The organism is Pseudomonas machongensis (assembly GCF_034961125.1).
Classification (GTDB): Bacteria; Pseudomonadota; Gammaproteobacteria; order Pseudomonadales; family Pseudomonadaceae; genus Aquipseudomonas; species Aquipseudomonas machongensis.
Map to the genome: position 1 here is coordinate 1 of NZ_JAYFUI010000038.1, position 14,545 is coordinate 14,545.

The 14,545-nt window shown below is 60.4% G+C and carries 13 protein-coding genes and 2 tRNA genes; 1 reads left to right on the top strand and 14 read right to left on the bottom strand.

Annotation, left to right across the window (positions count from 1 at the left end; translation table 11 throughout):
• Positions 1–267, top strand: a 267-nt coding sequence (locus tag VA602_RS02370) for a transposase (RefSeq protein WP_323452375.1), incomplete at its 5' end; no start/stop codon positions are given.
• A gap of 121 nt (positions 268–388) precedes the next feature.
• Here VA602_RS02370 and pnp read toward each other — a convergent pair.
• From pnp to ftsH, 14 genes are all read right to left on the bottom strand, one after another.
• Positions 389–2,494 (bottom strand): polyribonucleotide nucleotidyltransferase, encoded by a 2,106-nt coding sequence (gene pnp / locus VA602_RS02375; RefSeq protein WP_065861582.1) that lies wholly within the window; start codon positions 2,492–2,494, stop codon positions 389–391.
• A 259-nt stretch (positions 2,495–2,753) separates the two neighbouring features.
• Complete coding sequence (rpsO, locus tag VA602_RS02380; RefSeq protein WP_029613930.1) at positions 2,754–3,023, bottom strand: 30S ribosomal protein S15; 270 nt, start codon at positions 3,021–3,023, stop codon at positions 2,754–2,756.
• Positions 3,024–3,174: 151 nt separating this feature from the next.
• On the bottom strand, positions 3,175–4,092 hold the full coding sequence (gene truB / locus VA602_RS02385) for a tRNA pseudouridine(55) synthase TruB (protein WP_065861581.1): 918 nt from the start codon (positions 4,090–4,092) through the stop codon (positions 3,175–3,177).
• A 3-nt stretch (positions 4,093–4,095) separates the two neighbouring features.
• Entirely contained in the window at positions 4,096–4,494 is a 399-nt protein-coding gene (rbfA, locus tag VA602_RS02390) for a 30S ribosome-binding factor RbfA (protein WP_054892610.1), read from the bottom strand.
• A gap of 118 nt (positions 4,495–4,612) precedes the next feature.
• On the bottom strand, positions 4,613–7,150 hold the full coding sequence (gene infB / locus VA602_RS02395; protein WP_054892611.1) for a translation initiation factor IF-2: 2,538 nt from the start codon (positions 7,148–7,150) through the stop codon (positions 4,613–4,615).
• A 27-nt stretch (positions 7,151–7,177) separates the two neighbouring features.
• Entirely contained in the window at positions 7,178–8,659 is a 1,482-nt protein-coding gene (gene nusA, locus VA602_RS02400) for a transcription termination factor NusA (RefSeq protein WP_054892612.1), read from the bottom strand.
• Positions 8,660–8,718: 59 nt separating this feature from the next.
• Positions 8,719–9,177 carry a ribosome maturation factor RimP gene (rimP, locus tag VA602_RS02405; protein WP_323452380.1) on the bottom strand — a complete coding sequence of 153 codons (459 nt, stop codon included), beginning with the start codon at positions 9,175–9,177 and terminating at the stop codon, positions 8,719–8,721.
• 130 nt (positions 9,178–9,307) lie between these two features.
• A tRNA-Met gene (locus tag VA602_RS02410) sits at positions 9,308–9,384 on the bottom strand.
• A gap of 98 nt (positions 9,385–9,482) precedes the next feature.
• A tRNA-Leu gene (locus VA602_RS02415) sits at positions 9,483–9,568 on the bottom strand.
• Positions 9,569–9,589: 21 nt separating this feature from the next.
• The gene (gene secG, locus VA602_RS02420; protein WP_054892613.1) at positions 9,590–9,982 is read right to left on the bottom strand and encodes a preprotein translocase subunit SecG; all 393 of its coding nucleotides are present in this window, start codon (positions 9,980–9,982) and stop codon (positions 9,590–9,592) included.
• 4 nt (positions 9,983–9,986) lie between these two features.
• Positions 9,987–10,742, bottom strand: coding sequence for a triose-phosphate isomerase (gene tpiA / locus VA602_RS02425; protein ID WP_112897270.1), 756 nt, complete (start codon positions 10,740–10,742; stop codon positions 9,987–9,989).
• A gap of 66 nt (positions 10,743–10,808) precedes the next feature.
• Positions 10,809–12,149, bottom strand: a complete 1,341-nt coding sequence (glmM, locus tag VA602_RS02430) for a phosphoglucosamine mutase (RefSeq protein ID WP_063542729.1) — start codon at positions 12,147–12,149, stop codon at positions 10,809–10,811.
• A 17-nt stretch (positions 12,150–12,166) separates the two neighbouring features.
• Positions 12,167–13,018, bottom strand: coding sequence for a dihydropteroate synthase (folP, locus tag VA602_RS02435; protein WP_323452376.1), 852 nt, complete (start codon positions 13,016–13,018; stop codon positions 12,167–12,169).
• Positions 13,019–13,026: 8 nt separating this feature from the next.
• Positions 13,027–14,545 (bottom strand): ATP-dependent zinc metalloprotease FtsH (ftsH, locus tag VA602_RS02440; RefSeq protein ID WP_323452377.1); only part of this gene is annotated, 1,519 nt, incomplete at its 5' end.

Sequence of the window (14,545 nt, forward strand, 5' to 3'; positions counted from 1 at the left end):
CGCTATGTCTCACGTCACGCTCAAGAGGAAGCCTTTGAGCGTATGGCGCAGCGGATGCAACTGCATCCAGAGATGATGGAACGGCGCAGATCCATCGTGGAGCACCCGTTTGGCAATCTCAAACAATGGTTATTTGGGAACGGGCGCTTCCTGCTGCGACAACTCGAAGGGACAAGAGCTGAGATGTCGCTGGCCGTGACCGCTTACAACCTCAAGCGAGCGATCAGCGTCCTGGGTGCCAAGAAAATGATGCAACTGATGGGCTGAAGAGCCTTTTTCAGCACAAAAACAAACGCCCCGAACAAGTCGGGGCGTCTGGTCTAAGGCTTGTCAGTGTGTTTTCACACAGTCTGGAGGAGGTCCTTTTTTCAGTCATTGCCGATAAGGCTTAGACACCCGATGCCTTGGCAGCGGCGACGTCCTTGATCGACAGCTTGATACGGCCGCGGTTGTCCACGTCCAGTACCAGTACTTCGACTTCCTGGCCTTCTTTCAGCACGTCGGTGACTTTTTCTACACGCGCATCGCTGAGCATGGAGATGTGCACCAGACCGTCCTTGCCAGGCAGGATGTTGACGAAGGCGCCGAAGTCGACGATACGCTCGACCTTGCCGACGTAAATCTTGCCGATCTCGGCTTCTGCGGTGATACCCAGGATGCGCTGCTTGGCAGCATCTGCCGCTTCCTTGGTTTCGCCGAAGATCTTGATCGAGCCGTCGTCTTCGATGTCGATCGAAGCCTTGGTTTCTTCGCAGATGGCGCGGATGGTGGCGCCGCCTTTACCGATGACGTCACGGATCTTGTCGGTGTCGATCTTCATCGCAATCATGGTCGGGGCGTTGGCCGACAGCTCGGTACGCGACTGACCGATGATCTGGTTCATCTGGCCGAGGATGTTCAGGCGAGCTTCCAGGGCCTGGCCCAGGGCGATCTCCATGATCTCTTCGGTGATACCGTTGATCTTGATGTCCATCTGCAGCGCGGTAACACCTTTGGCGGTACCGGCAACCTTGAAGTCCATGTCGCCCAGGTGGTCTTCGTCACCCAGGATGTCGGTCAGGATCGCGAACTTCTCGCCTTCCTTGACCAGGCCCATGGCGATACCGGCAACCGGCGCTTTCATCGGAACGCCAGCGTCCATCAGAGCCAGGGAAGCACCGCAGACCGAAGCCATGGAGCTCGAACCGTTGGATTCGGTGATTTCCGAAACGACGCGGATGGTGTACGGGAACACGTCAGCGGCAGGCAGCATGGCCTGGACCGAGCGACGAGCCAGACGGCCGTGACCGATCTCGCGACGGCCAGCACCGCCCATGCGACCACATTCGCCTACCGAGAACGGCGGGAAGTTGTAGTGCAGCATGAAGGGGTCTTTCTTCTCGCCTTCGAGAGTGTCCAGCAGCTGGGCGTCACGGGCGGTGCCGAGGGTGGCAACGACCAGGGCCTGGGTTTCACCACGGGTGAACAGTGCCGAACCGTGGGTCTTGGGCAGAACACCGACTTCGATGTTCAGCGGACGTACGGTCTTGGTGTCGCGACCGTCGATACGCGGCTTGCCGTTGACGATGTTTTCGCGAACGGTGCGGTACTCGATTTCGCCGAAGATGTCTTTGACTTCGCTCGCCGATGGCTGGCCTTCCTCACCGGAGAACTTGGCGACGGCCTGGTCGCGCAGCTCGCCCAGACGCGCGTAGCGGTCGGCCTTGACGGTGATGGTGTAGCCCTGGGATACGGCTTCACCGAACTCGGCGCGGATAGCGTCGAACAGTGCAGTGTTGGCAACGGCTGGTTTCCAGTCCCAGGTTGGCTTGCCGGCTTCGGCGGCCAGTTCCTTGACGGCCTTGATCACAGCCTGGAACTCGTCGTGGGCGAACAGCACGGCGCCCAGCATCTGGTCTTCGGTCAGCTCCTGGGCTTCCGATTCGACCATCAGTACGGCGTCGGAGGTACCGGCAACGACCATGTCCAGGCTCGAGGCAGCCAGTTGCTCGTAGGTCGGGTTCAGCAGGTAGCCGGTGCTTTCGTGGAAGGCAACGCGGGCGGCGCCGATCGGGCCTTCGAACGGAATGCCGGAGATGGCCAGGGCAGCCGAGGTACCGATCATCGCAGCGATGTCTGGATCGGTCTTCTTGCTGGTGGAAACCACGGTGCAGACGACCTGCACTTCGTTCATGAAGCCTTCAGGGAAGAGCGGGCGGATCGGACGGTCGATCAGACGCGAGGTCAGGGTTTCTTTCTCGGAAGGACGGCCTTCACGCTTGAAGAAACCGCCAGGGATCTTGCCAGCGGCGTAGGTCTTTTCCTGATAGTGCACGGACAGCGGGAAGAAGCCCTTGCCTGGATCGGCTTGCTTGGCACCGACCACGGTCACCAGCACGGTGACATCGTTGTCGACGGTGACCAGCACGGCGCCGGTGGCCTGACGGGCAATGCGGCCCGTTTCGAGAGTGACGGTCGATTGACCGAACTGGAACGTCTTGATTACCGGGTTCACGGTTTCCTACCTTTTCAGTGGCTCTTGGGGGAACTGGGAAAACTGGGATCTTGCGAATTCTTGGGCGGAAGGGAGTGTCGACTCCGTCGACCGTCCAGATACAACACGAGGCTGGGAGCCTGGGCGTCTTGCGAAAAATTCGCTCGACGGCATCAGGCTGCCAACCTCGGAGATACGCGTGGCGTGTCCAAGGGTAGCGCTGACAAGCAGCGCTCCCCAAGCATGCGACACGCCATGCACACCACTGGCCAGTCCGCTATTAGCGACGCAGGCCCAGGCGACCGATCAGGGCGCTGTAACGAGTGGTGTCTTTGCCCTTCAGGTAATCCAGCAGCTTACGACGCTGGTTGACCATACGGATCAGACCACGACGGGAGTGGTGGTCTTTTTCGTTGGCCTTGAAGTGGCCTTGCAGCTTGTTGATGTTGGCGGTCAGCAGAGCAACCTGCACTTCCGGGCTACCGGTATCGCCGGCGGCTTGCTGGTAATCGGCAACGATCTGAGCTTTTTCTTCGACGCTGAGGGCCATTTGGCTTCTCCTGATAAACGGATCCCGCAAGCGGGGTCCAATAGGCCAGGGACTTGAATCCCTGTATTAATAAAAAGAGGTATGACCGTGCCTACTGACAGCCATCCTCGGTTCCCCAGCGCACGACCGAAGCCCTGCCCTGTGGTTTCGGTCATTCCGACCGAATCAGCCGACGCGGCGCAATGCGCCCGTCTTCGCTCACTTCACCGATACCGATGAAGCGACCATTGTGATCCTGTACCCGGACCATGCCGAACTGCGGCGCGTCCGGTGCTCGCACTGCCTGACCGTGCAGCCAGTAGAACGCGCTGTGCTCGGACAACAGCACCAGCGGCCAGTCCTGCAGCCCGCTGTCGGACGGCATGAGGAAGCGATCAAGCGCTTCGTTGCCGCCTTCGGCATGCGCCTGCTCGAGCTCCTCGAGCGTCACGGTCTGTGCCAGGGCGAAAGGCCCGGCCTGGGTACGACGCAGTTCTGCGACATAGGCACCACAGCCCAGTACCTCACCGATATCCTCGACCAACGTGCGGATATAGGTGCCTTTGCTGCAGCCGACCGAGAGGCGCGCACGGGTGCCTTCGCACTCGAGCAACTCCAAGCGGTTAATAGTAACAGAACGCGCCTCGCGCTCCACTACCTCTCCTGCACGCGCCAACTTGTAAAGCGGCTGGCCGTCACGCTTGAGCGCCGAGTACATCGGCGGCACCTGGCGGATTTCACCTCGAAAACGCGGGATCGCGGCTTCGATATCGGCGCGACCAACGGTCACCTCGCGGGTCTGCAGCACCTCGCCTTCGGCGTCCGCGGTGCTGGTAGTCTGCCCGAGTTGCATGACGGTTTCGTAGCCCTTGTCGGAATCGAGCAGGTACTGCGAAAACTTGGTGGCCTCACCGAAGCACAGCGGCAAAACACCGGTGGCCAGTGGGTCGAGGCTGCCGGTATGGCCGGCCTTTTCTGCATTGAGCAGCCAACGGACCTTCTGCAACGCTGCATTGGAGGTGAACCCCAAGGGCTTGTCGAGCAGGATGATACCGCTGACGTTACGACGGATACGTTTGACCTGGGCCACCGCTTACTCCTTGGTGTCCAGCTCGTCGGCATCCTTGTGCAGGCGATCTTCGGCCACCGCACGTTCGATCAGTGCCGAGAGGTGAACACCCCGGCTGACACTTTCATCGAAGTGGAAATGCAGTTGTGGAACGCTGCGCAGTTGCATCGCCCGCCCGAGGTGCAGGCGCAGGAAACTGGCGGCACTGTTGAGCGCCTTCAGGGTCTGGGGGACGGCATCGGCGTCATCCTGGCCCATCACGGTGATGAAGACCTTGGCGTGACCGAGATCACGACTGACGTCGACCGCGGTGATGGTCACCAGGCCCACACGTGGATCCTTGACTTCACGGCGGATCAGCTCGGCCAGCTCGCGCTGCATCTGGTCGCCGATGCGTTGGGTACGGCTATATTCTTTTGCCATTTTTGCTACCTGTATCTTAAAGCGGCAAACGCCCGGTCAGGCGGGTGTGCCTGACCGGGCGTTACCTTCAGAGGCCCAGCCAGCCGCCTTGCGACGGGGCCTGGGCCGCGCCCATCCCTTACAGGGTACGGGCAACCTGGACTTTCTCGAAGACTTCGATCTTGTCGCCGACCTTGACGTCGTTGTAGCTCTTGACGCCGATACCGCACTCCATGCCGTTACGCACTTCGGCGGCGTCGTCCTTGAAGCGACGCAGCGATTCCAGCTCGCCTTCGAAGATCACAACGTCCTCGCGCAGTACGCGGATCGGACGGTTGCGGTACACGGTACCTTCGATGACCATACAGCCAGCGATGGCGCCGAACTTCGGCGAACGGAACACATCACGCACTTCGGCGACACCCAGGATGTTCTCGCGAACATCGCTGCCGAGCATGCCGGTCAGTGCTTTCTTGACGTCTTCGATGATGTCGTAGATCACGTTGTAGTAACGCATATCCAGACCTTCCTGCTCGACGATCTTGCGCGCGCCGGCATCGGCACGCACGTTGAAGCCGAACAGTACTGCATTCGAAGCCAGCGCCAGGTTGGCATCGCTCTCGGTGATACCACCGACGCCGCCACCGATGACACGCACCTGAACTTCGTCGTTGCCCAGGCTGCCGAGCGAGCCCTGGAGTGCTTCCAGAGAGCCGCGCACGTCGGTCTTGAGGACGATGTTGAGGGTCTTCTTCTCTTCCTGACCCATGGTCTCGAAGATGTTTTCCAGCTTGCCGGCGTGAGCACGGGCCAGCTTGACCTCGCGGTACTTGCCTTGACGGAACAGGGCGACTTCACGTGCCTTCTTCTCGTCAGCGACCACGGACAGCTCGTCACCGGCTTCCGGAGTACCATCCAGGCCGAGGATCTCGACCGGGATCGACGGGCCGGCTTCCTTCACAGGCTTGCCGTTCTCGTCGAGCATGGCACGTACGCGGCCATAGTTGGAGCCAACCAGAACCATGTCGCCCTGACGCAGCGTACCGTCCTGAACCAGGATGGTAGCGACCGGACCGCGGCCCTTGTCCAGACGCGACTCGACGACAACGCCACGACCAGGTGCGGTCGGGGTGGCGGTCAGCTCGAGAATCTCGGCCTGCAGCAGGACGGCTTCGAGCAGTTCGTCGACACCGGTACCCATCTTCGCCGAAACCTTGACGAACGGAGTGTCACCACCCCAGTCCTCGGAGGTCACGCCTTCGACGGCCAGTTCGTTGCGGATGCGATCGAGGTCAGCACCCGGCTTGTCGATCTTGTTCACCGCGACCACCAGCGGAACACCAGCAGCTTTCGCATGCTGAACGGCCTCACGGGTCTGTGGCATCACGCCGTCGTCCGCCGCCACCACCAGGATGACGATGTCAGTCGCCTTGGCACCGCGGGCACGCATTTGGGTAAACGCAGCGTGGCCCGGAGTATCGAGGAAGGTGACCATGCCGCGGTCGGTTTCCACGTGGTAGGCACCGATGTGCTGGGTGATACCACCAGCTTCGCCAGCGGCGACCTTGGCACGACGGATGTAGTCGAGCAGCGAGGTCTTGCCGTGGTCGACGTGGCCCATGACGGTCACGACCGGTGCGCGGGACTCGACTTCACCTTCGAACTTCAGCGATTCGGCCAGGGAATCTTCCAGGGCGGTATCGCTGACCAGGGTGACCTTGTGGCCCAGCTCTTCGGCGACCAACTGAGCGGTCTCCTGGTCAAGCACCTGGTTGATGGTGACCGGAGTACCCAGCTTGAACATGAACTTGACGACTTCGGCAGCCTTGACCGACATCTGCTGAGCCAGCTCGGAGACGGTGATGGTCTCGCCGATGCTGACATCACGGATGACCGGACCAGTCGGGCTCTGGAAGCCGTGCTGGTTGCGCTTCTTCAGCTTGCTCTTGCCGCCACGGCCACGACGCGCGCCATCGCTCTCTTCGTCAGTGGTGCGCGGTGCAGCGCGCGGAGTCGGAGCTTTTTCCTTCTCCTTGACCTTGACCTTGATCGAAACGCGAGGGGCTTCGCCACGACGTTCGCCACCAGCGCCACGACGGTCGTCGTCACGGGTGCGGTTTTCGTTGCGACGGTTCTCGTCCTTCTTGCGCTCGGCGGCACGTGCGGCGGCGTCATCGGACACCGGGGCATCGGCCACTACAGGCTCGGCAGCAGCCGGAGCCGGCTCGGTACGTGGCGCAGGCGCCGCAACCGGAGCTTCGGCGGCCTGACGGCGAGCCTGCTCTTCGTTACGCTGGCGAGTCTCGGCCTCGACCTTCTCACGCGCAGCGTTCTCAGCGGCACGGCGCTCTTCAGCCTCACGCTTCTGCTCGGCCTGGATCTCTTCCGGGCTGCGCTGCACGAATACTTTCTTCTTGCGTACTTCTACGCTGATGCTCTTGCTACCGGCGACACGCAGGGTGCTGGTGGTCTTGCGCTGCAAGGTAATCTTGCGTGGCTCTTCCGCCTTGCTCTTGTGGCTGCTCTTCAGATGAGTCAGCAGAACCTGCTTCTCATTGTCGGTCACTACCTGACCGGCGTCGGTGTGCGGCAGACCTGCCTCACGCATCTGCTGCAGCAGGCGCTCTACCGGTGCCTCGACCTCTTGGGCCAGTTCTTTCACCGTGACTTGCGTCATGCACTTCTCTCCTCAGGCCGCGCCTAATTACTCGAACCAGTGGGCTCGGGCGGCCATGATCAACTTGCCGGCACGCTCTTCGTCGATGCCGTCGATGTCGAGCAGGTCGTCGATCGACTGCTCGGCCAGGTCTTCGCGGTTAACCACGCCGCGCACCGCCAGTTCCGCCGCCAGGTCCTTGTCCATGCCCTCGAGGGAGAGCAGGTCTTCGGCCGGATGGGCGTCTGCCAGTTTTTCTTCGGTAGCGATGGCTTTGGTCAACAAACGGTCCTTGGCACGAGCACGCAGCTCGTTGACGATTTCCTCGTCGAAGCCATCGATGTTGAGCATTTCTTCCAACGGTACGTAAGCAATTTCTTCGAGGCTGGTGAAGCCTTCGTCGACCAGCACCTGTGCCAGCTCTTCGTCGACTTCCAGTTCCTCGATGAAGTTACGCAGGATGTCACCTGTTTCAGCTTGCTGCTTGGCCTGGATATCCTTCTCGGTCATCACGTTCAGGGTCCAGCCAGTCAGCTGACTGGCCAGGCGAACGTTCTGACCGCCGCGGCCGATAGCCTGCGCCAGGTTGTCCTCGGCAACGGCGATGTCCATTGCGTGGGCATCCTCGTCAACGATGATCGCCGCGACTTCGGCCGGCGACATGGCGTTGATGACGAACTGTGCCGGGTTCTCGTCCCACAGGACGATATCCACACGCTCACCACCCAACTCACCGGAGACTGCCTGGACGCGCGAACCCCGCATGCCGATGCAGGCGCCTTGAGGATCGATACGCTTGTCCTTGGAGCGCACGGCGATCTTGGCGCGCGAACCCGGATCACGGGACGCTGCCATCACCTCGATCAGGCCCTCGGCGATTTCCGGCACTTCGATGCGGAACAGCTCGATCAGCATCTGCGGTGCGGTACGCGACAGGATCAATTGCGGACCACGGTTCTCGGTGCGGATTTCCTTGAGCAGTGCACGCAGGCGCACACCGACGCGGAAAGTCTCACGCGGGATGATGTCTTCGCGAGCCAGCAGCGCCTCGGCATTGTTGCCCAAGTCGACGATGACGTTGTCGCGGGTGACCTTCTTGACGGTACCGGAGATGATCTCGCCGACACGCTCGCGGTAAGCGTCGACCACCTGGGCGCGCTCGGCCTCACGGACCTTCTGCACAATGACCTGCTTCGCGGTCTGGGCGGCGATACGACCGAACTCGATGGACTCGATCTTCTCCTCGATCACGTCGCCGATCTTGGCGTCCGGATGAGAGTCCTTGATCTTGTCCAGCCAGGTTTCGATCGCCGGATCGTCCAGGTCGTTTTCGTCGACCACGGTCCAGCGACGGAAGGTCTCGTAGCTACCGGTGTGGCGGTTGATTTCCACACGCAGATCGACTTCGTCTTCAAAACGTTTTTTGGTTGCAGTAGCCAGGGCCACTTCCAGCGCTTCGAAAATGACGCCGGGTGGTACACCCTTTTCGTTGGATACCGATTCAACAACCAGCAGTACTTCTTTGCTCATCGTACGCCTCGCCTTGCGCAAGCCATTAGGCCCGGAATGTCCGCCGGGCCCGGCACGTCTCAGTCAAAACTGGGAATAATATTGGCCTTGTCGATCGAGTCGATCGGCAGCAGGAATTCGTTGGTCTCCACCTGGATCACCACGTCCTGATCCTCCACACCGCGGAGAAGGCCCTGGAAGTTACGACGACCCTCGAAGGGCGTACGCAGCTTGATCTTCACTTGCTCGCCCGCATGCGAAGCAAACTGTTCCAGTGTGAACAGCGGGCGATCCATGCCTGGAGAGGACACCTCGAGGGTGTATTCACTGCTGATAGGATCTTCCACATCAAGAATGGCGCTGGCCTGACGGCTGACCGCTTCGCAGTCGTCCACCAGGATGCCGTCTTCCTTGTCGATATAGATGCGTAGTACCGAATGCTTACCCTGGGAAACGTATTCGATCCCCCAGCACTGATAGCCCAGACCCTCGACAACCGGGGCCAACAAGGCCTGCAACTGTTCTAGCTTGCTCGACACCTGAACCCCCTCGTGCATGCTGTGCAAATAAAAAATGGGCGAAGCGCCCATCCCTGAAAGCGCCGTTGAACAACGACGCGAAGAACTGTTCAGCTAGCAAAAAGCCCCTGAAAAGGGGCTCCGCTGAAGCTGGTTGCGGGGGCTGGATTTGAACCAACGACCTTCGGGTTATGAGCCCGACGAGCTACCAAGCTGCTCCACCCCGCGACAAAGCTGGGGCGAAAGTATAAGACCGAACCCTGTGCAGGGTCAATCCGACCTCCACCTGCAAGAAAGCCCGCTAAAGCGGGCTCTCATGCTTCAATTGGTACCGAGAAGGGGACTCGAACCCCTACACCCTATGGGCACAACCACCTCAAGGTTGCGTGTCTACCAATTCCACCACCTCGGCAATATTACATCTTGAAACCCGTTACTTCTGCTCTTCGGTAGGAGGAGGGACGTCACCTTTTGGGGCGGCTTCACTCTTCTGTTCCTGGAGCACCGGTACATCATCATTTACTGCCGGCTTTTGCTCTTTAACTTCCAGCACTGCTGGATCTGGCAAACCGGCTTGAGTCAGCTGGTGTGCCTGCTGCTTGGCGAAGTATCCTAACCCAAGTGCAGTCAAAAAGAAAGTGGCAGCAAGTATAGCAGTAAATTTACTCAGGAAGGTAGCAGAACCTTGGCTTCCGAACACAGTGTTTGAAGCACCTGCGCCGAAAGATGCACCTGCTTCCGCACCTTTACCCTGTTGCATCAGAACCAGCGCTACCAGCGCCAGTGCAGCCAACAGATGAAAAACAACTACGACTGTTTCCAGCATATGTTCAGTTTCCTGCGGCGCGACAAATTGCACCGAATTCGTCTGCGTTCAGGGATGCTCCACCAATGAGCCCCCCATCAATATCCGGCATGCCGAACAGTTCGGCCGCATTGGCCGCCTTCACGCTACCGCCGTAGAGAAGTTGCGCATTCGCTGCAACTTCGGCGTCCAGCGCCTTCAGCTGCGCACGGATGGCAGCATGCACATCCTGGGCTTGCTGAGGCGAGGCCGTCAAACCAGTGCCAATGGCCCATACAGGCTCATAGGCAATTACTGCATTGGCAAAAGCCTTGATACCGAATGCATCGATAACACTGCTTAGTTGACGCCCGACAACTTCGAGCGTCTTGCCAGCCTCGCGCTCCTCGAGAGTTTCCCCTACGCAGAGCACCGGCTTCAAACCACTTGCCTGTGCGGCTGCAAACTTGCGATTCAGCACTTCGTCCGTTTCACCAATAATCTGGCGACGCTCCGAATGGCCAATCAACACCAACTTGCAACCGACTTCAGCCAACTGACTAGGTGCAACTTCACCTGTCAGCGCACCCTGTTCGGGCTGTACTGCAGAATTCTGTGCGCCAACGATGATCCCCTTGCCGCTCAACTCATCAATGACTTGATTGATGAACAACGACGGCGGAAACACCGCAACTTCGACACCACTCGGAAGAGCCAGATTACTCAGGCTCAGGCTCAGCTCAGCGACGCTGGCGCGGGTACCGTGCATCTTCCAGTTACCAGCTACCATGGGGCGACGCATGCTCTACCTCGTCGGTCAAAGTGGGCGCAGATCTTACCCAACCAGAATCGCGCTGGCAAGCGTCTTTCAGGCACAAACTTCTGCAACGACCTTGGCCAAGGCTTCGGCATGGCTGCGCACCTGACTTTCGTCGTCGCCCTCGACCATCACTCGCAGCAGCGGCTCGGTCCCGGACTTGCGCAGCAGCACACGGCCACGGCCAGCCATCGCCTCGGTGACCTTGGCACTGGCTTCCTGCACGGCAGGATTTTCCAGCGGATCGGCACTACCGGCGGCATAACGGACATTGATCAGTACCTGCGGGCATTTGCGAATCGCCTGACGGGCCTGGGCAAGGTTTTCACCACGACGCTTGAGCGCCATCAACACCTGCAGTGCAGCAATGATCGCGTCGCCTGTGGTGGTGTGGTTGCAGCACACCACATGGCCGGAATTCTCACCACCGAGCAGCCATTCGCGTTCAAGCAGCTCGGCCATGACATAGCGGTCACCGACCTTGGCGCGTGCGAATGGAATGTCGAGGTCCTTGAGCGCCAGCTCCAGGCCCAGGTTACTCATGAGCGTGCCAACTACCCCGCCCTGCAGCTTGCCTCGCTCCTGCAGGTCGCGGGCAATGATGAACAGCAGCTCGTCACCGTCGACGATCGCTCCCGTATGGTCGACCATCAGTACACGGTCGCCATCGCCATCGAAGGCAATACCCAGATCGGCATGCCCCACCAGCACGGCCGCCTGCAACGACTCGATATGCGTGGAGCCACAGCCCTCGTTGATGTTCAAACCATCAGGCTGGGCATGCAGCACAGTGACATCCGCACCCAATTCGCGGAACACGCTCGGAGCGACCTTGTAGGTGGCACCATGGGCGCAATCGACGACCAACTTGAGGCCGGCGAAATCAGTGCTGCTGGGCACGCTGCTCTTGCAGAACTCGATGTAGCGACCGGCAGCGTCGTTGATGCGAGAAACCTTGCCCAGTTTGCTCGACTCGACCACATTCATCGGCTGATCGAGCAACTCCTCGATCATCAGCTCGACCTCGTCTGGCAGCTTGGTGCCGTTACCCGAGAAGAACTTGATGCCGTTATCATCATGCGGATTGTGCGAAGCACTGATGACGATACCCGCTTCAGCATGGAAGGTACGGGTCAGGTAGGCGATGGCCGGGGTCGGCATCGGCCCGAGGAGCATCACGTCAGCGCCGGCAGCCGAGAGGCCGGCCTCCAGAGCCGACTCGAACATGTAGCCGGAGATACGGGTATCCTTGCCCACCAGAACGCGGCAGTTGCCCTGCTTGCGGAAGGCCATGCCTGCCGCCCAGCCGAGTTTCAGCATGAAGTCGGGAGTAATCGGATATTCGCCAACGCGGCCACGGATACCATCGGTACCAAAGTATTTTCTGCTCATAGGAACTCCAAACGTTCTTATTCGGCGCTCTGTACCGCAGCGATCATACGCACCACATCGACGGTCTCGGCCACATCATGTACGCGCAGGATGCTCGTCCCCATGGTCATGGCCAATGCCGCCAGTGCGAGGCTGCCGTACAGCCGCTCGCCGACCGGACGATCCAGCGCCTGGCCGATCATGCTCTTGCGCGAGACGCCCACCAGCAGCGGCCGTCCCAAGCGATAGAGTGCTTCCATATGCTTGAACAGGCTCAGGTTGTGCGCCAGGTTCTTGGCGAACCCGAAGCCCGGATCAAGAATGATTCGTTCCGCGCCGATGCCGACTGCCGCGCAGGCAGCCATACGCCGCTCCAGATAGCTAGCCACCTCTTGGGTGACGTCGTCATACCGCGGATTGTCCTGCATGTTACCCGGCTCACCGCGCATGTGCATCAGGCATACCGGCAGGCCGGTGTCGGCCGCAGCATCCAGCGCACCATCGCGCTCCAGGGCACGCACATCGTTGATCAGCCCGGCGCCAAGCCGAGCCGTCTCGCGCATTACCGCGGGCGTAGAGGTATCGACGGAGATGATGACATCAAGGCAACTGCTGATCGCCTCGACGATCGGAGCGACCCGCTCCAGCTCCTCGACGGGCGACACTGCGCGAGCGCCGGGACGAGTAGACTCGCCACCTACATCGATAAGCGTGGCACCCGCCGCGACCATGGCCTCGGCATGGCGCAAGGCCTCGTCACGGCGACTGAAGCGACCGCCGTCGGAAAATGAATCAGGGGTGACATTGAGAATACCCATGACATGGGTACGGGACAAATCAAGAACCCGGTTGCCGCAAGGCAACCGGGTCGGGTACTGCTGAGAGGTCATATGAACCCTTAGTGTTGAGCCGCCGGACCACCGATCGGCGACTCTGGACGATCGCCCTGGGACGCCTGGTTGCCGGAGGTACCGGCATCGTTGTCCCAGTCGCGCGGCTCGCGCGGTGTACGACCTGCCATGATGTCGTCGATCTGGTCGGCATCGATGGTTTCGTACTTCATCAGGGCCTCGGCCATCGCGTCAAGCTTGTCGCGGTTGTCGGTGAGGATCTGCTTGGCGGTGGCATAGCACTGATCGATGATGCTGCGCACTTCGGAATCGATCAACTTGGCGGTCTCGCCGGAGACGCTGGCGTGCTGGCTGCCAGCACTGCGGCCAAGGAACACCTCGCCCTCTTCTTCGGCGTACATCAACGGACCGAGCTTCTCGGACAGGCCCCACTTGGTGACCATGTTCCGGGCGATCTGGCTGGCACGCATGATGTCGTTGGACGCACCCGTGGTGACGCCATCGAAGCCCAGGGTCATCTCCTCGGCAATACGGCCGCCGTACAGCGAACAGATCTGGCTGATCAGCGCACGCTTGGAGAGGCTGTAGCGATCTTCCTCGGGCAGGAACATGGTCACACCGAGCGCACGACCGCGCGGAATGATCGAGACCTTGTACACCGGGTCATGCTCAGGCACCACACGACCAACGATGGCGTGACCGGCTTCGTGATAAGCCGTGTTCTGCTTCTCTTTCTCGGACATGACCATGGTCTTGCGCTCGGCACCCATCATGATCTTGTCCTTGGCCAGCTCGAACTCCTTCATCTCTACCAAGCGCTTGCTGGAGCGAGCGGCGAACAGCGACGCCTCGTTGACCAGATTGGCGAGATCGGCACCGGAGAAGCCGGGAGTACCACGGGCAATGACGGCGGCGTTGACGTTCTCGCCGACCGGCACCTTGCGCATGTGCACCTTGAGAATCTGCTCGCGACCACGGATATCCGGCAGGCCCACCACCACCTGGCGGTCGAAGCGACCAGGACGCAGCAGCGCCGGGTCGAGCACATCAGGTCGGTTGGTCGCAGCGATGACGATGATGCCATCGTTCATCTCGAAGCCATCCATCTCGACCAGCAACTGGTTCAGTGTCTGCTCGCGCTCGTCGTGACCGCCACCCATGCCGGCGCCACGGTGGCGACCGACAGCGTCGATCTCGTCGATGAAGATGATGCACGGCGCGTGTTTCTTCGCCTGCTCGAACATGTCACGAACACGGCTGGCACCAACACCGACGAACATTTCGACGAAATCGGAACCGGAAATGGTGAAGAACGGCACTTTCGCCTCACCGGCAATGGCCTTGGCCAGCAAGGTCTTACCGGTACCGGGCGGGCCGACCATCAGCACGCCACGCGGGATACGACCGCCCAGGCGCTGGAATTTGCCTGGATCACGCAGGAACTCGACCAGCTCGCCAACTTCTTCCTTGGCTTCGTCGCAACCCGCGACATCGGCCAGGGTGGTTTTCACCTGGTCTTCGGAGAGCAGGCGCGCCTTGCTCTTGCCGAAGCTCATCGGCCCGCCC